We start from the raw sequence: 25,317 nt of genomic DNA, 5'->3' as shown, positions 1-25,317 counted from the left end.
TGTGTTACTAAAATTTCTTTTTTTAAAAAGAGTGATTACTTATTAATAAATAACGAAGCATTATAACTATTCGATTTTTGGCTTCCCTTTAACTAATTGATTCGGTGCTTTTCAACCCTATATTGTAACCCTGTGTTTTACGAAATTGGGTATTTAACCAGTCGATAAGATTAACCTCCAGCTCTGATACCTTATTAGAATCGGTGTCTTTTGGGAAGCCATCTCTGATGAATTCATTCGAGTTTTCATTTATTTCTCTTCCCTGAAAAGTAGGAGTAAGAAAAATAAATCGTTGTCTCTGCATTTTTACTAATAAATGTGTGCCAAGAAAATAAGAAGCCATTACATTATTAAATGATAATTATTTTAATTTTATATTTATTCAGTTTATACGCGTCATACTTCAAGGTGCATGTATTATCATCCCGATACGCGGGATGATAATACGTTGCTTCCTGAAACGTGGAGTTAATAGGATATATATCTGCCATTTTTCATGTTGCAGCGTTGTTGATTGTACTGATTCATCCCTGCCACGGTTTTTATCAACATACGGTTACCTATGCTTATGAGGATTGGTGAGAAGGTTTTGCTTTTGTCACTATTTTTGAACTCAGGTCAATTGAAAAAATCATAAGTGATAATTGTGGTTGGAGTGTTTTGCCGGAATACTTATGTGAGGAAGGATTGAAAAATGGAAAAATCATCAAATTAAATGATAATCCAAACATTCCTGAAAATAATTTTCATCTTGTCTGGAATAAAATCGCACTGCGGTATCCGAAAGTTTTATATATTAAAGTTCATATTATTGGTTTAGCAAAGCAAGGCTATTTTGAATAAAACAAGCCGCTATTTATGGTTGTTCAGCGTGTTGATACATTGCTGTCCCGATGTCGCTAGAAATTTATAAGATGCAGATCGCATTTCACTCTTATCACTCGTTTTTCCTTATCGCGTTTTGAGACCTCTATCGCAGCAATCGTAAAATAACCTGTTAGCCTTAAGGTTAAATGAGAGCGCTCTCATTTGGTTGTTTAAGTAAGTTAATTTTTAAAATAATTAATTTCTCAGATAACTAATTTCTTAAATAAATGGTACAGAGCAACAACAAAGAACAAAGAGAACAAAATTATGAAAACCATTTTATTGTGTTGTGCTGCGGGGATGTCCACCAGCATGTTGGTACAGCGTATGCAATCGGAAGCCGAAAAACGGGATTTAAATGTGGCGATCAAAGCAGTACCCGCGCTGGAGCTGGAGTCGTGTATTCATGAAGCTGATGTGATTTTACTGGGGCCGCAAATCAGGTATGAACTTGCCCGCTTTACTGAGTTGGCGGAGCCATTGGGCAAGCCCATCAGTTTGATTGATATGTTGGATTATGGTGCGCTTCGGGGAGATAAGGTGCTGGAACATGCCTTGAGCCTGTTGGAATAATTTCTCATCAGACGGAGTCTATTTATGAGTCTTTACGCCTCTCTGATACATATTGTAGAAAAACATGTGGCCCCAGTGGCAGGAAAAATAGGCAGCCAACGACATATTATTGCGATACGCGATGGTTTTATTTCTGCCATGCCGTTTCTGATTATCGGCAGTATTATGCTGATTGTGGCAAACCCTCCATTTGATGCCCAAACTTCATCTTCTTTTGGTCAGCTCTGGCTGATGTTTGCCAAAAAACACTGGGCAACAATTACGATGCCCTTTTTTATGACGATGGGATTGATGAGCGTTTTTGTCTCCATCGGTACCGCTTATAGTCTGGCAAAATCTTATGGGTTGGATGGGCTGACTTCTGCGCTGTTATCCTTGATGGCATTTTTGCTGGCCGCAGCCCCGCAGGTTGAAAATAAAATGCCGCTTGATTTTCTCGGGGGAGCAGGCGTTTTTACCGCACTGATCTGTGCAATTTGGTCGGTAGAATTGATTCGGTTGTTGAAGAAATACAATATCACCATCCGTATGCCTTCTCAGGTTCCGCCCGCCATCGCCCGCTCTTTTGAGCTGCTGTATCCCGTTATCGGTATTTTATTGACGGTTTATCCCATCAGCTTATTTTTGCAGAGTGAATTTAACCTGTTGCTGCCCGCCGCAGTGATGCAGTTATTCCAGCCATTGATCGCCGTCGGGGATACTCTGCCCGCCATTATGTTGTTGGTGCTGGTCGCTAATTTATTGTGGTTTGCCGGTATTCATGGTGACAACATTGTCACGGGGCTGCTTAATCCTATCTTTATGGCCAATATCGCCGCCAATGCCGCTTTAATGACAGAGGGAATGGCGACCACCCAGATTTTGACCGCGCCTTATTGGTCTTTTTATGTCTGTATCGGTGGATCAGGTTCGACACTGGTATTGGCATTCCTCTATTTGCGCAGCCGCTCGATTCACCTGAAAACTATCGGGAAATTAAGTGTGGTGCCCGCCATGTTTAACATCAATGAACCCTTGCTGTTCGGCTCTCCGATAGTGATGAACCCGACGTTATTAATTCCGCTGCTGCTTGTGCCATTGGTCAATGCGGTACTGGCGTATGGCGCGTTGCATCTGGATCTGGTGCATAAGATGGTTGCTATCGCCCCGTGGACGGCGCCAGCTCCCATCGGCGCGCTGATTTCTGCTGCTTGGGATTATCGTGCCTTTGTATTGGTTGGGTTGTTGATGGTGATTGATTTGCTGATTTGGTACCCCTTTTTCAAGGTGTATGAAAAGCAGCTTTTGGCTGAAGAGCAGCAAGCTAAAGGGCCATCTGAATCTGCGGCGCGCCCGTAATGTAAGAAGGGGAATGAAGCATGTCTACTGATGTTGCAGCACAAAATTTTGAAGAACCAGATTTTGAACAGCAAATAATTGAGTTGCTGGTTCATGCCGGCAGCGCACGCAGTAGTGCATTAATGGCATTACAGCAGGCAAAAGAGGGAAATTTTCAACAGGCGGAAGTGTTGATGAAAGAGTCCCGCGAAGCGGCCCGTGCAGCCCATATTATTCAGACGAAGCTGATTGGGCTGGATGAAGGATGCGGAAAGTTGCCCATTAATTTGATCACGGTTCATGCCCAAGATCACTTGATGAATGCGATGGTGATTCAAGATCTTGCCAATAACATGATTGATCTTTATCAGCGTTTGCCGGCACCTGAGTGCCAGACTGTGTGAAAGTGAGGTTTATATGCAATCGATCAAAATTGCGGTAATTGGCGGTGGCAGTAGCTATACACCTGAGTTAGTGGAAGGCATTATCCAGCGCAGCCAAATGATCCCATTGTCTGAATTGGCGCTGGTGGATGTGGAAGCCGGACGGGAAAAAGTGGAAATCATTGCCGGGCTTACGCGGAGAATGTTAGACAAACAAGGTTTGCAACATGTTGCGGTCAATGTGCATTACGCCTTGGATGAGGCTATCCGTGGAGCCAGTTTTGTCCTCACTCAATTGCGTGTGGGGCAGCTTCCTGCCCGTGCTGCGGATGAGCGTCTGGGATTGAAATATGGTTTGCTGGGACAAGAGACAACCGGAGTGGGTGGCTTTGCCAAGGCATTGCGCACTATTCCAGTTTTGCTGGAGATTGCGCGCAAAGTCGAGCGTCTTGCTCCCGATGCATGGATCATCAACTTCACCAATCCGGCAGGAATAGTTACTGAAGCGGTATCTCGTTATAGCAAGGCCAAGATTATCGGTCTGTGCAATGTTCCCATCTCTATGCACCATATGATAGCCAATATGTTGCAGCGCCCTTATCAGGATGTACAACTGCGTTTTGCGGGTCTGAATCATATGGTTTGGGCACATCAGGTATTGGTGAATGGTAAAGATGAAACAGCACAGGTGTTGGAGCTGCTGTGCAATGGTGCCGAGCTAACAATGAACAATATCAGGGAAGAGCCTTGGCCGCCGGAATTTTTGCGGGCATTGGGTGCGATCCCTTGCCCTTATCACCGTTATTTTTACCAGACCGGCAAAATGTTGCAGGAGGAAAGGGAGAGTGCCGCGAGCAAAGGCACACGGGCAGAACAAGTTATGCAAGTCGAGCGGCAATTATTCGAGTTGTATGCAGATCCGTCACTGGATCACAAACCGGAACAATTAAGCTTTCGGGGAGGCTCTTTTTACTCGGAGGTTGCATTGGAGTTGATCTCTGCCATTCATAATAATCTTGGCACTCAATTGGTGGTGAACACGCCGAACCGTGGGACAATTCATGGTTTACCCGATGATGCAGTCATTGAAACTAACTGTATTGTGGATGCGCAGGGCGCTCATCCGTTGGTATTTGGCCATTTGCCGGAAAGCATGCTGGCGTTGACACAACAAGTGAAAGCCTTTGAACGTTTAACGATTGAAGCCGCAGTTCATGGTGATCGCAAGGCGGCATTACTGGCGCTGGTGAGCCATCCTCTGGTTGCGGATGCAGCACTGGACTCGACATTGTTAAATGAGGTGCTGGATATCAATCAAATGTATTTGCCACAGTTTCAGTAAAACAGGCATGCTTCCATCGGTGCCTATAAGGAAAAGGCAATAAGGAGAAGGTAATGAAGGAAAAAGCATGGTAACACTGGAAGATGTGGCTGCTTACGCTGGCGTTTCCCGCGCCACGGTATCGCGGGTTGTCAATGGCGATAAAAAAGTGCGGGAAGCAACGCGCGCTAAAGTGGAAAGAGCGATTGTTGAGCTGGGTTACCGCCCCAATCTTGCAGCGCGTGAGCTTGCTTCCAGCCAGGGCAATACGTTGGGGCTGGTAACAACATCTTATCGCGGTGGCTTTTTCGGCGCTTTGATGGATAGCATTCAGACAGAAGCAGAACGGCATGGTAAGCCACTTTTGGTTACACAGGGAAAGGACAGCGCAGAAAATGAGTCGCAGGCAATCAGTCATTTGCATAGCCTGCGTTGCAATGGGCTGATTTTGCATGTTCGTTCGGTGAGCGATGATAAATTACGGCAACTGGCTCAAGACGGGCACGCTTTTGTTCTGCTGGATCGGTGGGTTGCGGGATTGGAACAGCGTTGTGTTGTGTTTGATCACCACAGAGCCAGTTACCTTGCAACCCAAACCTTGATAGAACATGGGCATCGGCGCATTGCCTGTGTCAGCGGCCCTTTAGCCCGCAACCCAAGCCAACAGCGCCGGCAAGGCTTTTTGGATGCCATGCAAGATGCCGGATTGCAACCTACCGCCTGTTTAGCTGGGGAGTACGATCTGCAAAGTGGTTATCAGCATACCCGTACAATTCTGGCAACATCGCAACCTGATGCCCTGTTTTTTTGTAGTGAAGAAATGGCGCTTGGGGCTTTGCTGGCGATCACGGAGCAGGGTTTGACTGTGCCGGAAGATATTTCCATTATTTGTTATGACAGCGGGGAAAGAGCTGCATTTATCCATCCGGCATTGACCAGTGTCCATTTTCCCATCACGGAAATGGCGCGTTTTGCCGTGAATCTGCTGCTTGATCCTGATGCGCAGCACCCTGAATTTACCCCGCGAATTATTTATCGGGATTCACTCCGTCATGCGTAAATCATCACAGTTTTAAAAATTGTCGGTAAATGAGATGAGAGAGGGGTGGCATTTTTTGCCAAAAAGCATGTTGTTATAGTGTAGAAATATGTTAAAACCGCGTGTTATTCCTCTGCTTGTTTCGAAAATTGATTGTAGTGCATTGAAAATGAAGAAAAAACGCCCAGCCTTACAAGATGTTGCAAACCTCGTTGGGGTTACAAAAATGACGGTTAGCCGCTTTTTACGTAATCCTGAACAGGTTTCTGAAGCTCTGGGGAAACGCATAGCTGAAGCTGTAGAACAGCTAGGCTACATTCCCAACCGAGTGCCGGATATCCTTTCTAATTCTACCAGCCGTGCAATCGGCGTTTTGCTGCCTTCACTGACCAATCAGGTTTTTGCCGAAGTGATTCGTGGGATAGAGCATGTGACAGACAGCAGCGGATATCAGACCATGCTTGCTCACTACGGTTATTCAGCCCAGAAAGAAGAGGAACGCTTACTTTCACTGCTTTCTTACAATATTGATGGTTTGATTTTGGCGGAGCGGACGCATACTCCCAAAACCCTGAAAGTATTGCAAACAACGGGGATCCCTGTTGTGGAGCTGATGGACAGTGTATCGCCGTGCCTTGATATTGCGGTGGGGATCGATAATTTTGAAGCGGCACGCCAGATGACCTTGGCCATGATAGAGCGGGGTTGCCGGAATATCGTTTACCTTGGTGCCCGACATGATGAGCGGACGTTAATCCGTCTGGAAGGATTTGAAACGGCAATGCGCAGTGCCGGGATGCGCCCAAGAAAAATGATGACGCTTTCCAGTTCATCCTATTCATTGGGTGCCCAGCTTTTACGGGAAACCTGCCAGAAATACCCTGACGTCGATGGCTTGTTCTGTACAAATGATGACATTGCTATCGGCGCAATTTTTGAGTGTCAGCGTCAGGGAATTAAGGTGCCGGAAGAAATTGCGGTAGCAGGTTTCCACGGTCATGATATCGGGCAGGTAATGACACCCAAACTCGCCAGTGTACTGACTCCCCGTGATTTGATGGGACGCAAGGCGGCAGAAGCGTTGCTGAACCGCTTGAAGGGCGAAAAACCGGAACGCACACAAATTGATGTTGGTTTTACTCTCTCACTGGGCGAAAGCATTTAACACCAAATACTCCTACCTGATATATCTTCATTCCATACACCCCGTAAGCCCTCGCCTAATGCTGGCGGGGGAGCTGATCCTGAGTGAAACTAGAAGCATTTAATCAGGGTTTTAATAGGTTTGGTATTACTACATGTCGAGGTAAAGCCCATTTTTTAGCACAAGTGTGCCATGAAAGTGGTAGATTGCAATTTACGAAAGAAATAGGAAGAGAAAACAAATCATATAATCCTTGGTATGGTCGAGGACTAATACAAATAACATTTGAGAGCACCAATAGAAATTATGATAATTATATTGGTGAAAATGTAACTTCTTCTGCCCAAGATAGAGATAAATTATTGTCTCCGCCACATAGTGTATTATCTGCATTTTGGTTTTATAACAGACAGATTCGAATTTACTAGTAGTTCTATCTACAATTATAAAATTTATGCTTTCGCATGGGGTCTTTGGCATGATCCTAATATAAGAACACGCCAAGGAATAACGAAGGACAGTGATGAAGCTTTAAGAGGTTATGAAAGAGTACTGGAATTGATTACTACTAATCCTTTTAGAACTGAGCGGCAGTTAAATGCAAAAATGTACTGAATAAAAAATCGTGATGTTTCCAATTATATAAACGAGAGAATCGCAGCTTTGAGAGGTGGGGTAGAAAGAAGAAGAGGTGAAGCAGGGAGAGAAGGTAGAGAAAGAAGAAGTGCTGAAGCAGGAAGACAAGGTGAAGTGAGAAGAGGAAACTAAAATGTATAAAAATATTATTTTTTTGATGCTGGCTACATTATCTATTAATACTTATGCCTCTGAATGGTCTATTGATATCGGTTGTTTTACTTCCTATGGTAAAAAACCAATAAATCTGAAGTTGGTTGATATTTATTCAAAAAAAGATAATGCTAGAATTGGTTATGTTAAGTATGAAAATTCACATATATCTATACCGATTTTTTTGGTTAAAGAGAATTATGAAATATTATCTGAGGATAGACCTTATCAGTATACAACTGTATGGAATGAAATAATTCAAGGGCAATTAAATGGTTCATATACGGTTATTTCACAGGGAGCAAGATACTATGGTTTCACTTATATAAATAAAAAAGGGAAACCAGTGGATTTTGAGGAAAATATGAGTGCTTATGACGAAGAAATAAAAGACTGCATTTGGAAATAATGCACGGGTAATTGCCAGCTAAATCACCTTGTATACAGCGCCATCGGTAGGGAAGATCAGCCGCTTTTGGTAGAATGCCGGGTAACACTGTTAAACGATTCCATGGCATTCTTCGTGTAAAAGGTGATAAGCAAGGTGTATTTACGTTTACTGCTAAAGTAGCCCGTTTAACCTCGTAAAAACGTCTGAGAGCGACTTTAAGCACTCAAATATGCACTGGAAGTTTAGGTTATAAAATGAGCATCAGGAATATGTGGGCTCATTAAAGGGAGATAGGTCTGTTATCGATGGAATATTCCCACAATGGAATAATCCTGATTTAGATACGATTATTACGACAGCAACAGACCACTTTATGGGCAGCCAATATCAAGCCATTATAAACAATCAATTACTCAGTTTCTTAGCGCCAACGAAAACGCCTAAGCTAATAACTTCAAGGGGGGCATTTGATAAAATAATACATCATCAAGATGCCTCTCCACTGAATGCAAAACGTAACACCGCCTTTATGGCACTCGAAAATAAACTACACGATGTTTTTACACAAAATGTTAGCCAAGATGAATTATTGAAACACGCTCTTGAGCGATACAAGGAAATCACCCATGAAATTGCTATGGAATAAAAGCGCATTACCCTCCCTGCTTGCTGTGTTTTTCATACAAGGATGTGCGCAAAGCGGCTCATTTTCTCCACCGATTAATGGCGAGAATATTCATTTTACGGCAACGCTTCCTGATGAGTTGGAGGCCTTACCCATTTCAGCCATGTATCGTTCTAAAATTTGCCGCAAAGAACGCCGAACCGCGAATATGAAGTCGTATTTTGTGCCGGATTTTCATCATGCCACTTACCCGCTATCCATTGGTCAGTCAAATCAAGTTGAGGTCAATGTCCCTAAGGAGGGGGGAGGAAAGTGTGATTGGAAACTGAGTAATATTACTTTCGAAGTGAAGCTGAAAGATACGTCAACCATTGCGCCTCTTATTAAAAAGAATTTTGGATTTGATACGACATTTGTTATCGATGGTAATGCACCACAAGTATTCGATGGTGGGTATATAAAAAAAACAGGTGATTTAAATGAAGACATTACCCTATTTCCTTTACTGAGCGAGAGGTTCTTAGGGGGGGGAGTAAATCATTTAATTTGGTAGGAAAATATGATGTTATGACCTATAAAATGAATAATGGTAGAAAAATTCATCTTAATGTCTTATATGAAAAAAACTTTTTATCTCATTGGCAAGGAAGGAAAAAACAGGGTGCAGATACCTCACTGACCTATCCTGACGGAACAATAATATACAATGGCGATGTAAATCCAGACTTTGATAAATTAATGCGTATTCTTGAATCAAAAAATGGCAAGCAGACTAAGAAATAATCATTCAGACTTAATCTGACAGCCGCCCACTTCGATTTAGTGCCTGTCAGATTAAATTCGGTTGAGAGATATAAGGAAGACACCCATGAAATTGCTATGGAATAAAAGCGCATTATCCTCCCTACTTGCTGTGTTTTTCATACAAGGATGCGCGCAAAGCGGATCATTCTCTCCACCGATTGATGGCGAGCATATTCATTTTACGGCAACGATCCCTGATGAGTTAGAGGCCTTACCCATTTCAGCCATGTATCGTTCTAAAATTTGCCGCAAAGAACGCCGAACCGCGAATATGAAGTCGTATTTTGTGCCGGGTTTTCATCATGCCACTTACCCGCTATCCATTGGTCAGTCAAATCAAGTTGAGGTCAGTGTCCCTAAGGAGGGAGGGGGGAAGTGTGATTGGAAACTGAGTAATATTACTTTCGAAGTGAAGCTGAAAGATACGTCAACCATTGCGCCTCTTATTAAAAAGAATTTTGGATTTGATACGACATTTGTTATCGATGGTAATGCACCACAAGTATTCGATGGTGGGTATATAAAAAAAACAGGTGATTTAAATGAAGACATTACCCTATTTCCTTTACTGAGCGAGAGGTTCTTAGGGGGGGGGAGTAAATCATTTAATTTGGTAGGAAAATATGATGTTATGACCTATAAAATGAATAATGGTAGAAAAATTCATCTTAATGTCTTATATGAAAAAAACTTTTTATCTCATTGGCAAGGAAGGAAAAAACAGGGTGCAGATACCTCACTGACCTATCCTAACGGAACAATCATATACAATGGCGATGTAAGCCCAGACTTTGATAAATTAATGCGTATTCTTGAATCAAAAAATGGCAAGAAGACTAAAAAATAGTCATTCAGACTTAATCTGACAGCCGCCCACTTTGATTTAGTGCCTGTCAGATTAAATTCGATAACCAAGATAAATTATTGAAATGTGCTCTTGAGCGACACAAGAAAAATACTCATGAAATTGCTATGCAATAAAAGTGCATTATCCTCCCTGCTTGCTTTGTTTATAAGAAAACTCGCATGAAACAATACCGGTTTATTCAAGCCGAGTGGCTGGACATAGCTGAACAGCAGAAAAAACCTGAACTGACTGTTTGGCAGCTTTGCCAGATCCGGCACGGGTTGGCATAACTCATCCAGACAAGCCATAGCATAATTGAAGAAGTTCTCCGTACGCTTACAGAAAAACTGCGGATAGGGGGCAGATATGGATATACAGAAATAGCCACATATGAATTAGTTAATACACGGATTAGTTGATAGTGAAATTGTTTAAATATTGTAGCTCAAAATGATACTTCCCTACCTTCAATTGCGATAAGCCTCACATTTTCCTTTTTTGTCCATATTGACTGATTGCTCGCCTTCCTGAGCTACTGATATGTTACCGGTAACTTATTGCAGTAACATCTGTAACTATGTATCCGGAAACTGTTTTTAGGTACTGTATCTGGGAACGGTTTTGTTACTGAAATTTTCAGTTAATTTATAGAGATAGCCAAGCTGTAAGGTTGACATAAAGGAGTTTGATATGAGCGATACCCAGCAGTTAAACCATGTTTTTGTATTGATGGGGGTATCCGGTAGCGGTAAGTCTGCGGTTGCCAGTGGTGTTGCCCGTGAGTTAGGCGCTGCATTTCTGGATGGCGACTTTCTGCATCCCCGCGCCAATATTACAAAGATGGCACAAGGACATGCCTTAAATGATGATGATCGCCGCCCGTGGCTGAAAGCACTTAATGATGCCATTTTCGCCATGCAGCGCACTAATCATGTTTCTTTGCTTGTGTGTTCCGCGTTGAAAAAAAGCTATCGGGATATGCTGCGTGAAGGCAACAGCAATCTGTCATTTCTCTATATGAAAGGTGATATTGATTTAATTGAGGATCGCCTGAAAGTGCGCAAGGGGCACTTTTTCAAACCACAAATGCTGATTTCGCAATTCGAAACGCTGGAAGAACCCGGCAGCGATGAAAAAGATGTTCAGCACATTGATATCCAGCCTGCGCTTGACGAAGTCATCAAAAAGACAATTCAAGTCATCGAACATACGATTAAACCTACTGACAGTATTAGTGAGGAACACCAATGAGTACATTAACTCTCGTTCTGACTGCCGTCGGCTCTGTTCTTTTATTGCTGTTTCTGGTGATGAAAGCCAGAATGCACGCCTTTATCGCCCTGATGCTGGTTTCTATGGGGGCCGGAATTTTTTCAGGAATGCCGCTGGAAAAAATCACCCAGACCATACAAAACGGTATGGCAGGCACATTGGGTTTTCTTGCGGTTGTTGTGGCATTGGGGGCAATGTTTGGCAAGATCTTGCATGAAACAGGTGCCCTCGACCAAATCGCGGTCAAGCTATTGGGCGGTTTTGGTGAAAAACGGGCGAACTATGCTCTGGGTATTGCTGGGCTAATCTGTGCCTTGCCGTTGTTTTTCGATGTAGCCGTTGTTCTGTTGATTGGGGTGGTATTTGCCGTGGCGCGTCGCACCAATGGCAATGTCGTAAAATTAGCCATTCCTTTATTTGCCGGAGTTGCAGCTGCGGCCGCGTTTTTGGTTCCGGGGCCAACACCCATGATGCTGGCTTCCCAGATGGGAGCCGATTTTGGCTGGATGATCCTGATTGGCCTGAGTGCCGCAATTCCCGGCATGTTACTGGCAGGCCCGATATACGGCAACTTTATCAGTAAATATGTCACATTGGATTTGCCGAAAGATCTCAGTACACCAAGCATTGGTAAAAATCAGATGCCTTCCTTTGGTTTCAGTCTGGCACTGATTTTATTCCCGCTCGTATTGGTGGGATTGAAAACCATTGGCGCCCGTTTTGTTGAACATAGTTCTGCTCTGTATCAATGGCTGGAATTCATTGGGCACCCTTTCACTGCTATTTTGATCGCATGTCTGGTGGCCATTTATGGTTTGGCTATCCGTCGTGGGATAAGCAAAGAGAAAGTGATGGATGTCTGCTCCGCGGCAATTCAACCTGCGGGCATTATCTTGCTGGTAACAGGGGCTGGTGGCGTATTCAAACAAGTGCTGATTGATTCCGGCGTCGGGCCGGCTTTGGGTAACTCACTTGTTGATGCCGGCCTGCCAATCGCACTGGCGTGTTTTATTCTGGCAGGGGCAGTACGCATGATCCAAGGTTCAGCCACTGTTGCATGTTTGACGACGGTGGGCTTGGTATTGCCGGTAATCAGTGAACTGGGTTATTCCGGAGCACAAATGGCTGCGTTGTCAGTATGTATCGCTGGTGGTTCTTTGGTTCTCAGCCATGTGAACGATTCTGGCTTTTGGTTGTTCGGTAAATTTACCGGTGCGACAGAAGTGCAAACCTTGAAGACATGGACAATGATGGAAACCATTCTTGGCACCACTGGCGCAATTGTTGGCATGATTTATTTCGCAATGCTGTGATGCTGCCATCCTTCCCAAGATGATGCTAGCGGCACCTTAATTGACTTTAATGAGTGGATTAAGGTGCCTTGTTTATGTTCAGTTATACCAACAGCGTTAACCTTATTTTTCTGCTAATCCCATTTTTCCACTAACCCCGTAAACTGCTTATAAAGGGCTTCGGCACTGCGTTCATAACCTGCTGCTGACAAGTGAATGTAATCAGGGCGTGCGAGATTTTGTTGTTCCCACCCCTTGATGGAGCATGGCCCACCCATAAATGCCCGCCAATCCCAAAACAGAGTATGTTGTTTTTTGGCCACGTCCTGCTGAACTTGAATAACGTCACTGAGCAAAGTTGATTGCTGTTCGCTACAGTTTCCTGTGGCTTTATTTTTCAGTGAATCATTTGGCCCGATTAACAAAATCACGGCTTCGGGAATTGCCTTACGAATGTTTTGTACTTTGGCTGTCAGTTCTTTCTGATAAGTCGCTAAATCCAGCGATTCGTTAAAGGCTTCATTAGTACCGTAAGCGAGGATCACCATATCCGGCTTCAATTGGGCCAATGTATCAACCCATTGCGGCTGCCATTTATCCAGCATATTGATGGTAGCCCCATTAATCCCCAGTGTAGATAGCATGATGCCGGGGCTTTGGCGTTTTATCAGCCAGCCACCGATTTTCAATTGGCTCTCTTGTGGAAGACGTTCTTGTGGAAAACGTTCTTGTAGAAAAATAGTGACTGGGAAACGGACACTCTGCTCTGGCGAGAAACGCCATTCACTGTTTGTTGCAGGCAACGGCCAAACTTGTGTTGAAGCAGACTGTGCTTTGATTGTCGTCGCTTCATGAGACTGATAGAGGGCACTGACCCAATATTTGCCATGGGCAGAAGGAGAATATAACTGTATCTTGCTGTTGGCGCTCTCTGGCGTGGCAATAAATCCCCCCAGTGGATAATCTGCCCGATTGTCTTTCCGGCTGCTTGAAAGCCACCAACCGGTTTTATCTTCGGCAAATTTCATGATGTCATGGCGCTGGCCGGGAATGTTCATGGGGGGGATAAAACCCGGGCCGGCATCGCCGTAACGACCCTGCAATAAATTGCGCAATTTGCCGGTAAAAAAATCGGCTGCGGTGTGAGAATCCCCCAGTTGCACAAAATGAATCTGGCGAGTGTCTCTGTGACGGAGTTTATCGGCTAATAACGCAAAATTGGGATCGCCAAAATTCGTCAGTTGTTGCTGGCGCTGGGTTTGCGTGACTTGGCGCTCCGATGAGGGTTTGGTTTTTTTCCCATGACATGATAACAGGCTCACCGAGAGCGCGATGACCAGACCTGCACCCATTATCCGGTAAAACCCACGGAGTATGCTAAATGGTTGCATCTTCTTTAACTGGCTCCTGAATAAATTGGATCAATGAAAATAGATGATTTGAGATGGTCTGCTGCCCTTTCAAACTGAAATGAATGCCGTCGCCACTTCGAAGTTTTATCGTGCTGCTGCCATCACCAATATAGTCGGAATAATTATCTGACTGATATTTGAACATATCATTAACAGAAACATAGATCTCTCCCATTCTTGCCACCTCTGTCTCATACAGTTTATTGAGGTAAGCCATACTGCTGGAGAGTTTTTTCTTGCGCATATTGGGTGGCCCCACCCAAATAACATCTACCTGATTTTGACGCGCTTCCTGCAAAATAGTTTCAATTCGCTGGCGGTAAACTGTTTCCCAGCCATCACTGGAAAATTTCAAATAAGGCCCACCGCGTTTTGCCGGCATATCCCATGGGTCGTTCGGCCCCAAAAACACCACGATTAACTTAATGTCAGTATGTGTTTTTAAAGTATTGCTGATGGTCTTCGGCCAATCAAAAAAACTGGGGTAAGACAACCCTGTGCTTTGTTTGCTTAAATTAATGCTGGAAATGCCATATTCCTGAGAAAGACGACGTTTTAATAATGGGGCAACGCCTTGCATCATCGAATCGCCGACAAATAAAACTTTATCTTTGGTGCCCAGATTGATATGCGTCTTTTGAATGACATCAATATGGGTACTTTGGATTAAATCATTTTGATACGAAGGCGCTTGAGCGAGCTTAATATCCTTTTGCAGCAGCTCAGGAAATGTAACAGAAAGATTTTCGATGGGGTGCACATACCCCTCCAGAAAGCGCAGGCCTATCTGAAAACCAGGGTGAAATACCATCCGGCTGTTATCATTATTGGTATCTTGCGCTTGCATAGACTGTATTTGCATGGCGTGTACGGGATTATCCTGATATGTCCCCTTCGCATAGGCCATAAATATCTCGCCAGCCGCAGTCGAGCCTTGTTGCACATTATGGCCTAAATCCCACAAAGGCTCTCCTTTGAGGAATGTCCAAGGGCTATTGCGATGATATTTCTGTTGCCAGAAATTATCCAACGAGTTTTGATTCAGCCAGACAAGCATCACGGTGGTTAAAATAACGACAAAAATGACTTGTCCGACTTTTTTAAGATTAGAGATATATTCAGAAGTTGGCATAGATAAATCCTGGCATTCCTGAAGGGGATAAAATAAATACCAAAGTCAGTATCAGAGCTAAGGGAATGGGGTAGTAAGCCCAAGAAATCTGATCGTGATTTTTTTCAATTTTATTTCTGAGATTGACCAGCCATGGATAAGCGATAAAAAATGCCCAGAAAGCGATTAATAACGAGCTGCTGGATAACAGGGCAGTAAAAACCTCACCGGAGAATAGTTGAGTTAATACCGCCAAAGCATCATTAAAAGTTGGGCTGCGGAAGAAGACCCATGCAAGGCAGACAAAATGGAACGTCACTACACGGGATAAAAATAGTGCGATAGGGTTTTTTGCTGTTAACTCATTGTGTTTTTTTCCAGCAGGGAACAGGGCATTTTTAATGTTTTGCAGAATTAAGCCCAAGCCATGAATGGCTCCCCAGATAATAAAGCTGAGACCAGCGCCATGCCATAACCCTGAAATAACCATAGCCATGAACATATTCATATTCTTGCGGAAAATGCCTTTTTTATTGCCGCCCAGAGGAATGTAAACGTAATCACGGATAAACGTTGACAGGCTGATATGCCAGCGCCGCCAAAATACCTGTAAATTTTCGGCAAGGTAAGGGGCATCGAAATTGCGCGGTACTTTGAAACCTAATAACAGGGCGATGCCCGTAACGAGGTCGGTATAGCCGGAAAAGTTAAAATAAATGTTCCATGCATAAGCATAAATCGCGATGAGCACTTGCCCGGCGTGGTAGCTGGAAGGATCTTCAAAAACCGGATTGACAAAATTCTCAGACAGCGTAGCGCTGAGTAAAAAGAGCTTTATGATAGCGAATGCAATTAATAATAGTGCTCTCAACGGTTCCAGCATTATTCTGGATGAAGCCTGAATTTGCGGTAAAAAATCTTTGGCTCGATTAATTGGCCCGGCAACAATACTGGGAAAAAAGCAAAGATACAAAATGACATCAGGCAATGAAGCGGTCGGCAGTTCTTTTTTGCACACAGAGACGACATAGCTGACCGAATGGAATGCATAGAATGACAAACCCAACGGTATCAGGAATTCAAGTACAGGCAATTCAACAATAATGCCAATGCTGGCTAATGATTGCTGAATTGACTCCTGGAAAAAAGAGTAATATTTGAAGGTGGTAAAACAGCCGAGAATACCGATTGTTAAGATCGTAAATATGATCTTATTGGATAAATAACGGCTGAAAATATTCGTTAAAAAGTAAATAAACAGGGTATAGCTGAATAAAATGTAGGCGAAATTGGCTGAAAAAGAGTATACAAATAAATAACTAACTAAAATCAATAGGCCATTCTGTAGCTTGGGCGCTTTCTGTAAAAGCCAGTAGACAAGTAGCAGAATAACAAACGATCCTAGAAACTCAAAAGAAAAGAAATTCATATTAGGCTCTGGCTAACCATTTATTGTTGGGAAAAGAAATGCAATTCTGAGGCTTATTATAGTATGGAATTTGTCTATGGTTACAATAGCTAATATAGGAAGAGATTATAAAAAAAAGAATCCACTCTGGAATTAACATAAAGTGGATTCTTGGGGGAGATTGAGGAATTGTTGCACAGGGAAATCTATATCCTTTTTGACTAATAATGATTGTGCATTAAACAATCATTATTAGCATGTTGTCCTTAACACATTCCTTGAAGAGATTATTTTTGGAACATTAATCTACTACTATTATTGGAGCGCGAATTCCTGTACCTGTGAGATCAGGTTCTTATTGCCATTAAATACCCGATGCAAATAGCGATTATAGTCAGCGCCCAATTCCGAATAACCGTTCAGGTTATCGATAAGCTTACTGGTATTCAGTGGCTTTTGCGTTGTTCTCTGTTTCGCACGTGAAGAACGTAGTGATTCATAGGCACGATGCGTATTCAGGTTTTTGATATAGGCAACGACTGAATCATCGATGGAGCGATAAACAGAATAGCCTTTGACTTTTCCTTTGCCCTTGCCGCATGAAGCGCAACGCATCCCAAACAAGTTATTGTTTTTCTGGGCAAGCTCTGACGTGCCCCAGCCTGATTCTGCTGCTGCCTGAGTGATGACAAAGTGGGTTGGTATAATGTCAACCCGGCTTAACAGCCTGTTCCAATTGACCTGTTTTGGTGAATTGCAGGTCATTTTGTAATCCATGCAGATCTTTTTTAATCGATTGACATCTTGTGCAGGCCAGTTATGTGTTTTCTGGCGTGACAGGAGCCATTTGCGGTCTTGCATAATTTTTTTATTATGCTGATCTACTACAGGGACAACAAGATTTAAAAACGCTTTCTTCCGGGGTGTACCTGAAGGGTATTTTCGCAAATCAGGCAAGTTTTTCTGAATGCCATTGTGAGAATACTCTTGCATTTTCGAGGTACTGGTCGAGGCATGGCTCGGACCGATAAAAACTAATGAGATAAAGAAAGCGAAGACCGCAGTTGTCCTCATCATCGTTCGAGAGGGCATTTGCTTCTCCTCGTTTTATTACTCTGGATAAAAAACAAACGAATATTAGCAGAGCAAATCAAATATGGCTACTGATATTCGCTATTCATAAAATTCGTTTCTGTAACGAATGTTATAACCCTACTGACAAATATCTATATTTTTTATCTTTTACAGTAAATTAGTGTAATTGTTATTATGATTTTATCTGGTTTACAGTGATTTTTATTTTATATTAAACCTAATTTCTTGCATTTAATTTAGTATATTTATGTGAATATAATTAATTTAATTCATTGATAAAGAATGAATATTTTTGTTTTTATCTAAGCTTGTGCACAATGCATTCCTATCTGTTTCTTTCTGTTATTGTGAATCAGGCAATTGCTTAATTTTAATTATCATTTTTTCTGATTGGTTTCTGGTTTTTTACCTTGATAAGTGCAATGAAATGGGATTAATCATACATTTTATGTAATGTTTGTTTTATTCTTTAAGTTATTAGCTTGTACAAACAAGAAAATGGAGGATGGAGAAAACTTGTATAATGGCAGGTACATTATTTTTTTTAAACGAAATTTAATGGAAATTTTCAATAAATGGAAATATGAATAATAGAAATAATGCGGACACAATAAATATTGTGAACTAAAATGTGTCAAGAATATTGTAAGTGAAATTCTTATTAAGAATATTATCGTGGTATAAAAAATATAGAGTAATATTCATTATTGATAAGGTTTTTGATTCTGATTGTTTGATTAAGAAATGTGATTCAAATTACCGAGCCAATGGATTTCAAATCGCGGTGTGAAAGTCGCAGGCACAAAAGAATTAGGGAGCTTTGGCTCCCTAATTGTATATGATGTATTTAACACTATTTTACAACCACTTCGATACACCGCCGTGGCGAGCGCAGGCTCCTTTATGAGATTTACTCTTGCTATAAGACCCGTCTTTACAAAGAGCTGTATTAGCTCCTTTTTTTACTGATTTATTTTTCTTTTTTGCTGCCTTGTGGCTACTTGCTTTTTTGGTTACTTTCTTCTCTAGCGAATTAACTTTATTCTTGGCGGACTTAACATTGTGTTCTACTGCCGTTGCGGTTTTTGAGGCTGCTTCGGCTGAGGTTGATACCGCAGGCGCTGCAAGTGTTGCACTTGAAAACAACACCAGTAATGCTGCAACTGATAACTTCAAGCTTTTCATCATTTATATCCTCTGGTTAGAGTACTTAAAACCCGAAATCTACTCTTGCAGTTTGGAGTATAGTTTTGAATGATATGATTGCAAATTTCACATAGAAAATATTTATGTTTTTAAAAGTGTTTATTTTTAATTAATTAAACTTTTTTATTGATAAGTTATTATATTTAACTCTGTGAATTTATCCCCGCCTTTACATGATGAAATACGCAAATAAAATCAAATAAAATCAAATAAAAAGGACGTTCAATTGAGGAATTGGAGCACGATGGCTCAGGAATGAATGTGTTTTAAATAACCAGTGAAAACCGTATAATATTTTTTATTTTCCATATTGTTATACCCATTTTACAACAGGATTACCCCATGAATACGGAAACCATGCCTATACCATCATTTGAACGTCAATCTAGTACAACGCAATTATCTGAACGGGTTGATCAGGAAAAGGTGAATGCGTTGGTTGAAAAAATTGATATTTTTAAGCCGACAGCCGTAATTAGCTACGGTGCCAAACCAATGGGGGAAATTGCTCGTTTTGCTGATTCCCTGCTGGAAAATGTTCGTTCAAAAGATGCCGGGGAAGTAGGCAAAAAACTGTCAGATCTGGTGATGTTTGTACGCGAAAACGGGGTGCTGACTGAAGAAGAGAAAGCCAGCGGCTTCTTGCGTAAACTTCCGCTGATTGGTGGCCTGTTCAAGAAAGTAGAACGGGTCAACATTGACAGAAAAACACTGACACAACAAGTGGATACCATCAGTGGTCACCTTGATCGGTCAATGACTACTTTGGTACGTGATATCAATGTCCTTGAGCAACTTTATGCCCGCAACCTTAACTTCTACCGTGATATTGCACTGTATGTTGAGGCCGGTAAGTTGAAGCTGGAGCAGGTGAAAAACGAACTTTTGCCTGAACTGCGCATGAAAGCCGAAATGTCCAAAGACATGATGGATGCTCAGGGCGTGAAAGATTTGATGGAAAATATCACTCGTTTTGAACGTCGTATTCATGATTTGGAATTGTCAAAAACCGTGGCAATCCAAACCGCGCCACAAATTCGTATTGTGCAGAGTAATAACCAGCAGCTCGTAGAAAAAATCCAGAGCAGCATCATGACTACTTTACCTATCTGGAAAAGCCAGTTGGTATTGCAAATGTCGTTGGACGCTCAGGGCAAGGCCGCTAAATTGCAGAAAGAAGTCAGCGACACAACGAATGAACTGCTGCGCAGAAATGCGGAAATACTGCAACAAAATAGCATCGCAACCGCGACAGAAGTGGAACGCTCGATTATTGATGTAGAAACGTTGCGCGATGTACAAGAACGCCTGATCAATACGGTTGAAGACACCATGCGCATTGCTTCTGATGCAAAAGCTAAGCGTGCCCAAGTTGAAGTGGAATTGGCGGGTATGGAAGAAAACCTGCGTCAGCGCTTAAGTGCCGCAATAACGAAATATCAATAACCCGATACAGCATATTTTCATGTCAGGCACATTCTACTTTCTATCTATTTCCTACTTTGTAGGATGTGCCCGTAAGCTCCACTTATTATGTTACTTATATCCATCATCGTTCGGGGCTAGCCCGAATGATGATAGGTATATAATGGAATGAGTTCTATTGTGGATAAAATAAAAGCATTTTTTTTACGCCTGTTATTCCATTTCATCGGATTATTCGCAGGCGGTGTAATTAGTCAGTTTTTTACTCACTTCAAATGGGGGCCTTTAAGTGACGCTCCGTTAACAGTTCAAAATGACATAAGTGGATTAATATCTATTTCCGGCTATTTGGGAATTATGGCCCTTTTCGCCCCTCGCCGTGAAAAATATTCGAGTAACGTGTGGCATTTTGCCATCATGCTAACACTGTGTGGAGTTGCAAATGCCTTACCTGCCTATCTTCTATTTGCTGGATTTGCAGTATTGCTGATTAAAGCCAAGAAAAAGATATTAACGAAAGGAAGGTTATTTTTGCTGGTGATATCCGGCCTCATGATTGCGAATTGGATGATCCATGATTCAAAATTAATTCCGTTGTGGTTTAGCTTTGCGTATGTCGTGGCAGTTGCTTTTTTGTTCTATATGGATGGAAGAAAAATGAGCAAGAATGATAACGTGGCAGAGCCGCCTAAAGCTAAAGCACCTGTTGAAACGGACAAGGCTCCGCCAGCCTTTAGCCAATACACTCAGCAGTTGGCATTGATTATGGCATACCAGCCCGCGGTACCTCAGGATGTCTGGCCTTACCTGAAAAAAATTGAAGAAAAAACCCGTGCCATCATTAACAGCATGAAAGAAGATGAAAGGGATATCCAACCGGGCACTGCATTTCTGAATCGCTATTTACCGATGATTAAAAATGCCCTGGAATCTTTGGCATCACTGAATCTCCATCAAGCCAACAGCCCGCAATTTCAGGAAGCCAAGCTATTGACGATTCAGGGTTTGCAAGAGATGGGCGAGGCATTCAGCGAAATGCATCAGAATTTATTGGACAACAATATTGATGATTTAATGGCTGATTTGAAATCGATGAGCCAATTAGTGCAATCTCAAGGATTTGATGTGAAAAAGTAATCTGAAAAATAACCTAAAATGGGGAGAAGCTATTGTGCAAAAAGTGACAATCGTTACAGGTGGTTCCCGTGGTATTGGCAAGGCTACGGCACTTTGCTTAGCAAAGCAGGGGCATCATGTTTGTATTGGTTATCAGCACCGCAAAGAGCAAGCTTATGAAGTTGTCGATATGCTACGGGCTCTTGGGCAATTGGCAATGGCTGTTCAAGTGGATATAGCGGATGAGAAACAGGTTATAGCGTTATTCGAGCAGACAGAAAAAGAGTTGGGTTACATTTCGGGGCTGGTGAATAACGCTGGAATCTTGAAACAGCAAACGACCATTGAACACCTGACGGCAGAAAGGATAAATAGCATTTTAGCAACCAATGTTACAGGGGCTTTTCTCTGTGCCCGTGAAGCGGTCAAAAGGATGGCTTTTCGTCATGGCGGGCAGGGAGGAGGAATAGTCAATGTGTCATCCGCTGCTTCCAGGTTGGGCGCTCCCCATGAATATATTGATTATGCGGCATCAAAAGGGGCTGTTGATTCGATGACAACCGGGCTGGCACTAGAGGTTGCTTCACAAGGGATCAGGGTGAATGCTGTTCGTCCCGGGCTCATTTATACCGAAATGCATGCTGATGGCGGAGAGCCGGGGCGAGTTGATAGAGTCAAAGATTCTTTGCCCATGAAGCGGGGTGGGCAACCGGAAGAAGTGGCCCAGGCCATTGCGTGGCTGCTCTCGGATGAAGCATCGTATGTGACGGGCAATTTTATTGATTTGGCGGGAGGAAAATAGCTCATCAATCTCTCTGTCGTGGTTGAGTGGCTCTGTGTGATACATTTCGTCTCCATTGTGTATAATACCCGTCGTACTTCAAGATGCATTTATGTTCTCCCCGCGACGCGGGGAGAACATAAGTTGCTCCCTGCAATTTAAAGTTAATTGCGTATATATTGCCAAATATTGAAATGTAAAAAGCACGGGATATAAGCCGAAAATTTTCTTGATGATTTTTTCGGCTTATTAATGGGTGTTTTTTAGATAACCAATCGAGTTAATCGATAATTGCTTTAAGATGATAATCGCTTGAAACAGATATGGGCTTTAAATAAACAATCATTCTAAATTGATAATAGTTTTAAGCCAGCATTTCTACCAATTTCGGTTTAAGGATAATCTTTCCAGGTTCGATCTCAATGTTGATAGGTTGTTCTATTAAATTGCTGAGTGTTAACCAATCCCCTGCAATATAGAAATCACCATTTTCACGAATGCTGTCGATCCCTTCGTATGGATTATCTTCAACTTCATTGATCAAATTGACCAGATCTGCATTGGGGTCAACCAACGAAATAATGATGCCATTGGAAAACTGAGAAATATGAAATAACTCGTTCGCGGTAAATCCAGCATCGCTGAGTGCACTGCCATTAATGATTAATTCTGGGATATCAATGTCAGCATGGCGAAATACAACATGAAGGCTCATTTGTACGTTCCTTGTGATTATTTGGGTATACAGCGATACTTTATCAGCACTTCGCCCGCACTGCACCGCGAATTCATACGTGTTTTCATCTGTATCGCACTCATCGATTAATGATCGGCTCTTACCCTAGCGTTTAGTTGCCTGAGATGCTATCGATAATGTTACTCTTTGCGAAGTGACTCGCAAAAAATCACTGGATATTTATCCATTCTAAAATGTTTTGTCAAAATCATATCTACCAATCACGCTATATTCATCAAGCCTCTTATATTTATAACCTTCCTATATCCACCAATCATTCTATATCCATTAACCATGCTATAAATATCAATGCCCTTATAAATACTCATGTTTATAGTTTTTATTTTTCATCGTAATTATAGGGTTTTTAAATTTTATAAAACCCTCAATTATAATTATGCCGTTATCATTTATAATTGTTATCTTCTATATGAGGTATGTTTTATTATACGTTGATTTTATGTGGATTAAATTATTTTCCCATGTTTATTATCATGGGCATAAAATCCAAACAGACAGAAATATTGTACTATTTTATAAGTGTTCTAATATATAAGTACGACCATTATTAATGAATATTGTATGGACTAAAGTATGAATGCTGGTTTTCTTCTATACAAAAAATTCTTTTATGAAAACCTTAAGTTTTCCTATTGGATATTGATCCCTTCTCCTGCCTAGCCATTTTATCTTGACCTCCATAAAAATAATTCACCATATTTTTTTATTTGTCAGTATTAGTTTTACATTACTTAGGTTAATTACCAGGTAACTTCACTTACGATTCAATACATTAATTGCTGTTTTCTTTTTAAATAGGTACATCTAAATGAAACGCATTCCAGAACCTTTTCGCATCAAAATGGTAGAAAACATCCGGATGACAAATCGCGCTGAGCGTGAAGTTGCCTTGAAAATGGCAGGGTATAACCCATTTATGCTGCCTTCTGATATGGTTTACATTGATCTATTGACTGACTCAGGAACGGGGGCGATGAGTAATCACCAATGGGCAGGGATGATGATGGGTGATGAGTCTTATGCTGGTTCTCGTAACTATTATCATTTAGTCGATAAAGTTAAGGAACTGATTGGTTACCAATATACTATTCCCACTCATCAAGGGCGTGGTGCAGAGCAGATTTTGTTTCCCGCGCTGATCGCCCGCAAAAAATTGAGGGGGGGAGCGAATGCCCCTGTCTTTATTTCCAATTTCCATTTTGATACGACAATGGCTCATGTGGAGTTAAATGGTGCCAAGGCTATTAATGTCGTCACTGATAAAGCCTTTGATACAAGCAGCTATTATGACTGGAAAGGCAATTTTGATATTGAAGCACTGAAACAAGCCATTGAAAAATATGGCGCAGATAATGTGGTTGCCATTATTGCGACAGTGACTTGCAATAGCACGGGAGGACAGCCAGTTTCCCTTGCCAACATGAAATCAGTCTATGAAATAGCAAAGCAACATGATATTCCGGTGGTGATTGATTCCGCTCGCTTTTGTGAAAATGCTTGGTTTATTAAGCAAAGGGAAAAAGGTTACGAAAATAAATCCATTAAAGAGATTGTTAAAGAGATGTATCAATATGGCGATATGCTGACGATGTCAGCGAAAAAAGATCCTATGGTGAATATCGGCGGTCTTTGCTGTTTCCGTGATGATGAAGATCTATTTAATGAAGTGCGTATTCGTTGTATTCCGATGGAAGGGTTTGTAACTTATGGAGGACTTGCCGGACGTGATATGGAAGCAATGGCGATAGGCCTTGAAGAAGGAATGGATGAGGACTTTCTGTCTTACCGCATTAATCAAGTCACTTACTTAGGGGAGCAGTTAAGAAAAGCGGGGATCCCCGTTCAGTACCCGATCGGTGGCCACGCTGTTTTTGTTGATGCTAAATTGTTTTTGCCCCATATTCCCAGCGATCAATTTCCCGCTCATGCGCTGAACAATGAATTATATCTGGAAGCAGGTATCCGGAGTGTGGAAATTGGTTCTTTGCTATTGGGGCGTGACCCAGAAACCGGTGAACAGAAAAAGTCGCCGATGGAATTGATGCGGTTAACAATCCCCCGTCGTGTTTATACTAACGACCATATGGATTATGTTGTTGATGCATTTATTTCGTTAAAACAACGCGTGGCTGATATTAAGGGGTTAACGTTTACTCACGAACCTCCCGTGTTACGCCATTTTACGGCGAAGTTAAAACCGATTGGAGAGGTGTGATAATAAAAGTGGTCATCTTTGTTCCATGCTTATTATTTTTATAAATATACACTTCGTCTTTCAAGCTGCCTCTTTGTTGGCAGCGCTTGTTCACCCTGTCCACCGTTTTTATAAACATACGGTTATC

The 25,317-nt window shown here is 42.0% G+C and carries 25 protein-coding genes; 19 read left to right on the top strand and 6 right to left on the bottom strand.

The genetic code is table 11. The features are described 5' to 3' along the window. Positions 1-660 precede the first annotated feature (660 nt). The 15 genes from BM100_RS03390 to gntU all read left to right on the top strand — a co-directional run bounded on the left by BM100_RS03390 (position 661) and on the right by gntU (position 12,685). Positions 661-843, top strand: coding sequence for a hypothetical protein (locus BM100_RS03390; protein WP_092507964.1), 183 nt, complete (start codon positions 661-663; stop codon positions 841-843). Between the two features lie 291 nt (positions 844-1,134). Next, positions 1,135-1,440, top strand: coding sequence for a PTS sugar transporter subunit IIB (locus tag BM100_RS03385; RefSeq protein WP_092507962.1), 306 nt, complete (start codon positions 1,135-1,137; stop codon positions 1,438-1,440). 24 nt (positions 1,441-1,464) lie between these two features. Then, positions 1,465-2,778: a PTS sugar transporter subunit IIC gene (locus BM100_RS03380; RefSeq protein WP_092507960.1), complete on the top strand. Its 1,314-nt coding sequence runs from the start codon at positions 1,465-1,467 to the stop codon at positions 2,776-2,778. A 20-nt stretch (positions 2,779-2,798) separates the two neighbouring features. Next, a complete protein-coding gene (locus BM100_RS03375) occupies positions 2,799-3,161 on the top strand; it encodes a PTS lactose/cellobiose transporter subunit IIA (protein ID WP_092507958.1) in 363 nt (120 codons plus the stop codon). Positions 3,162-3,174: 13 nt separating this feature from the next. Continuing rightward, positions 3,175-4,482, top strand: coding sequence for a 6-phospho-beta-glucosidase (locus BM100_RS03370; protein ID WP_092507956.1), 1,308 nt, complete (start codon positions 3,175-3,177; stop codon positions 4,480-4,482). Between the two features lie 67 nt (positions 4,483-4,549). After that, positions 4,550-5,521: a LacI family DNA-binding transcriptional regulator gene (locus BM100_RS03365; protein ID WP_092507954.1), complete on the top strand. Its 972-nt coding sequence runs from the start codon at positions 4,550-4,552 to the stop codon at positions 5,519-5,521. Positions 5,522-5,669: 148 nt separating this feature from the next. Further along, positions 5,670-6,665 (top strand): gluconate operon transcriptional repressor GntR, encoded by a 996-nt coding sequence (gene gntR / locus BM100_RS03360; RefSeq protein WP_092508470.1) that lies wholly within the window; start codon positions 5,670-5,672, stop codon positions 6,663-6,665. An 83-nt stretch (positions 6,666-6,748) separates the two neighbouring features. Continuing rightward, positions 6,749-7,072: a hypothetical protein gene (locus BM100_RS22455; protein ID WP_139216926.1), complete on the top strand. Its 324-nt coding sequence runs from the start codon at positions 6,749-6,751 to the stop codon at positions 7,070-7,072. A 341-nt stretch (positions 7,073-7,413) separates the two neighbouring features. Next, positions 7,414-7,842 (top strand): hypothetical protein, encoded by a 429-nt coding sequence (locus BM100_RS03355; RefSeq protein WP_092507952.1) that lies wholly within the window; start codon positions 7,414-7,416, stop codon positions 7,840-7,842. A 253-nt stretch (positions 7,843-8,095) separates the two neighbouring features. Beyond that, the gene (locus tag BM100_RS03350; protein ID WP_175494904.1) at positions 8,096-8,470 is read left to right on the top strand and encodes a hypothetical protein; all 375 of its coding nucleotides are present in this window, start codon (positions 8,096-8,098) and stop codon (positions 8,468-8,470) included. After that, a complete protein-coding gene (locus BM100_RS03345) occupies positions 8,451-9,002 on the top strand; it encodes a hypothetical protein (protein WP_338066820.1) in 552 nt (183 codons plus the stop codon). Before BM100_RS03350 ends, BM100_RS03345 begins: the two co-directional genes overlap by 20 nt. A gap of 14 nt (positions 9,003-9,016) precedes the next feature. Beyond that, positions 9,017-9,232 carry a hypothetical protein gene (locus BM100_RS23935; protein WP_338066819.1) on the top strand — a complete coding sequence of 72 codons (216 nt, stop codon included), beginning with the start codon at positions 9,017-9,019 and terminating at the stop codon, positions 9,230-9,232. Between the two features lie 85 nt (positions 9,233-9,317). After that, a complete protein-coding gene (locus BM100_RS03340) occupies positions 9,318-10,100 on the top strand; it encodes a hypothetical protein (RefSeq protein ID WP_092507950.1) in 783 nt (260 codons plus the stop codon). A 690-nt stretch (positions 10,101-10,790) separates the two neighbouring features. Further along, positions 10,791-11,351 carry a gluconokinase gene (gene gntK, locus BM100_RS03335; protein WP_092507948.1) on the top strand — a complete coding sequence of 187 codons (561 nt, stop codon included), beginning with the start codon at positions 10,791-10,793 and terminating at the stop codon, positions 11,349-11,351. Further along, positions 11,348-12,685 carry a gluconate transporter gene (gene gntU, locus BM100_RS03330; RefSeq protein WP_092507946.1) on the top strand — a complete coding sequence of 446 codons (1,338 nt, stop codon included), beginning with the start codon at positions 11,348-11,350 and terminating at the stop codon, positions 12,683-12,685. Before gntK ends, gntU begins: the two co-directional genes overlap by 4 nt. Before the next feature lie 113 nt (positions 12,686-12,798). On the opposite strand, the gene BM100_RS03325 is transcribed toward gntU, so the two are convergent. The 5 genes from BM100_RS03325 to BM100_RS03305 form a co-directional block, all read right to left on the bottom strand. Beyond that, on the bottom strand, positions 12,799-14,055 hold the full coding sequence (locus BM100_RS03325) for an SGNH/GDSL hydrolase family protein (RefSeq protein WP_092507944.1): 1,257 nt from the start codon (positions 14,053-14,055) through the stop codon (positions 12,799-12,801). Continuing rightward, positions 14,042-15,208: an SGNH/GDSL hydrolase family protein gene (locus BM100_RS03320; RefSeq protein WP_092507942.1), complete on the bottom strand. Its 1,167-nt coding sequence runs from the start codon at positions 15,206-15,208 to the stop codon at positions 14,042-14,044. Before BM100_RS03320 ends, BM100_RS03325 begins: the two co-directional genes overlap by 14 nt. Further along, entirely contained in the window at positions 15,195-16,616 is a 1,422-nt protein-coding gene (locus tag BM100_RS03315) for an MBOAT family O-acyltransferase (protein WP_092507940.1), read from the bottom strand. Before BM100_RS03315 ends, BM100_RS03320 begins: the two co-directional genes overlap by 14 nt. 294 nt (positions 16,617-16,910) lie before the next feature. Beyond that, positions 16,911-17,687 carry a protein bax gene (locus tag BM100_RS03310; RefSeq protein WP_092507938.1) on the bottom strand — a complete coding sequence of 259 codons (777 nt, stop codon included), beginning with the start codon at positions 17,685-17,687 and terminating at the stop codon, positions 16,911-16,913. A gap of 861 nt (positions 17,688-18,548) precedes the next feature. Beyond that, entirely contained in the window at positions 18,549-18,878 is a 330-nt protein-coding gene (locus tag BM100_RS03305) for a DUF3761 domain-containing protein (protein WP_244590588.1), read from the bottom strand. 360 nt (positions 18,879-19,238) lie between these two features. On the opposite strand from BM100_RS03305, the gene BM100_RS03300 reads away from it, so the two are divergent. From BM100_RS03300 to BM100_RS03290, 3 genes are all read left to right on the top strand, one after another. Further along, a complete protein-coding gene (locus tag BM100_RS03300) occupies positions 19,239-20,342 on the top strand; it encodes a toxic anion resistance protein (protein WP_092507934.1) in 1,104 nt (367 codons plus the stop codon). Positions 20,343-20,489: 147 nt separating this feature from the next. Beyond that, a complete protein-coding gene (locus tag BM100_RS03295) occupies positions 20,490-21,458 on the top strand; it encodes a 5-bromo-4-chloroindolyl phosphate hydrolysis family protein (protein WP_092507932.1) in 969 nt (322 codons plus the stop codon). A 34-nt stretch (positions 21,459-21,492) separates the two neighbouring features. Further along, a complete protein-coding gene (locus BM100_RS03290) occupies positions 21,493-22,239 on the top strand; it encodes an SDR family oxidoreductase (protein WP_175494903.1) in 747 nt (248 codons plus the stop codon). A gap of 343 nt (positions 22,240-22,582) precedes the next feature. On the opposite strand, the gene BM100_RS03285 is transcribed toward BM100_RS03290, so the two are convergent. Continuing rightward, on the bottom strand, positions 22,583-22,933 hold the full coding sequence (locus BM100_RS03285; protein ID WP_092507928.1) for a type I addiction module toxin, SymE family: 351 nt from the start codon (positions 22,931-22,933) through the stop codon (positions 22,583-22,585). 850 nt (positions 22,934-23,783) lie between these two features. Here BM100_RS03285 and tnaA point away from each other — a divergent pair. After that, complete coding sequence (gene tnaA, locus BM100_RS03280) at positions 23,784-25,190, top strand: tryptophanase (RefSeq protein ID WP_092507926.1); 1,407 nt, start codon at positions 23,784-23,786, stop codon at positions 25,188-25,190. Positions 25,191-25,317: the final 127 nt, after the last annotated feature.

The sequence above is a fragment of the Xenorhabdus mauleonii genome (assembly GCF_900113945.1).
In the GTDB taxonomy this organism is placed as follows: domain Bacteria; phylum Pseudomonadota; class Gammaproteobacteria; order Enterobacterales; family Enterobacteriaceae; genus Xenorhabdus; species Xenorhabdus mauleonii.
This window is presented reverse-complemented; position numbering and strand designations above follow the sequence as displayed.

Excerpts from the sequence above, each read along its gene's own strand:
- BM100_RS03385 (WP_092507962.1), top strand. The coding sequence starts at position 1,135 with ATGAAAACCATTTTATTGTGTTGTGCTGCGGGGATGTCCACCAGCATG.
- BM100_RS03380 (WP_092507960.1), top strand. The coding sequence starts at position 1,465 with ATGAGTCTTTACGCCTCTCTGATACATATTGTAGAAAAACATGTGGCC.
- BM100_RS03375 (WP_092507958.1), top strand. The coding sequence starts at position 2,799 with ATGTCTACTGATGTTGCAGCACAAAATTTTGAAGAACCAGATTTTGAA.
- BM100_RS03370 (WP_092507956.1), top strand. The coding sequence starts at position 3,175 with ATGCAATCGATCAAAATTGCGGTAATTGGCGGTGGCAGTAGCTATACA.
- BM100_RS03365 (WP_092507954.1), top strand. The coding sequence starts at position 4,550 with ATGGTAACACTGGAAGATGTGGCTGCTTACGCTGGCGTTTCCCGCGCC.
- gntR (WP_092508470.1), top strand. The coding sequence starts at position 5,670 with ATGAAGAAAAAACGCCCAGCCTTACAAGATGTTGCAAACCTCGTTGGG.
- BM100_RS03355 (WP_092507952.1), top strand. The coding sequence starts at position 7,414 with ATGTATAAAAATATTATTTTTTTGATGCTGGCTACATTATCTATTAAT.
- BM100_RS03345 (WP_338066820.1), top strand. The coding sequence starts at position 8,451 with ATGAAATTGCTATGGAATAAAAGCGCATTACCCTCCCTGCTTGCTGTG.
- BM100_RS23935 (WP_338066819.1), top strand. The coding sequence starts at position 9,017 with ATGACCTATAAAATGAATAATGGTAGAAAAATTCATCTTAATGTCTTA.
- BM100_RS03340 (WP_092507950.1), top strand. The coding sequence starts at position 9,318 with ATGAAATTGCTATGGAATAAAAGCGCATTATCCTCCCTACTTGCTGTG.
- gntK (WP_092507948.1), top strand. The coding sequence starts at position 10,791 with ATGAGCGATACCCAGCAGTTAAACCATGTTTTTGTATTGATGGGGGTA.
- gntU (WP_092507946.1), top strand. The coding sequence starts at position 11,348 with ATGAGTACATTAACTCTCGTTCTGACTGCCGTCGGCTCTGTTCTTTTA.
- BM100_RS03325 (WP_092507944.1), bottom strand. The coding sequence starts at position 14,055 with ATGCAACCATTTAGCATACTCCGTGGGTTTTACCGGATAATGGGTGCA.
- BM100_RS03320 (WP_092507942.1), bottom strand. The coding sequence starts at position 15,208 with ATGCCAACTTCTGAATATATCTCTAATCTTAAAAAAGTCGGACAAGTC.
- BM100_RS03315 (WP_092507940.1), bottom strand. The coding sequence starts at position 16,616 with ATGAATTTCTTTTCTTTTGAGTTTCTAGGATCGTTTGTTATTCTGCTA.
- BM100_RS03310 (WP_092507938.1), bottom strand. The coding sequence starts at position 17,687 with ATGCCCTCTCGAACGATGATGAGGACAACTGCGGTCTTCGCTTTCTTT.
- BM100_RS03305 (WP_244590588.1), bottom strand. The coding sequence starts at position 18,878 with ATGATGAAAAGCTTGAAGTTATCAGTTGCAGCATTACTGGTGTTGTTT.
- BM100_RS03300 (WP_092507934.1), top strand. The coding sequence starts at position 19,239 with ATGAATACGGAAACCATGCCTATACCATCATTTGAACGTCAATCTAGT.
- BM100_RS03295 (WP_092507932.1), top strand. The coding sequence starts at position 20,490 with ATGAGTTCTATTGTGGATAAAATAAAAGCATTTTTTTTACGCCTGTTA.
- BM100_RS03285 (WP_092507928.1), bottom strand. The coding sequence starts at position 22,933 with ATGAGCCTTCATGTTGTATTTCGCCATGCTGACATTGATATCCCAGAA.
- tnaA (WP_092507926.1), top strand. The coding sequence starts at position 23,784 with ATGAAACGCATTCCAGAACCTTTTCGCATCAAAATGGTAGAAAACATC.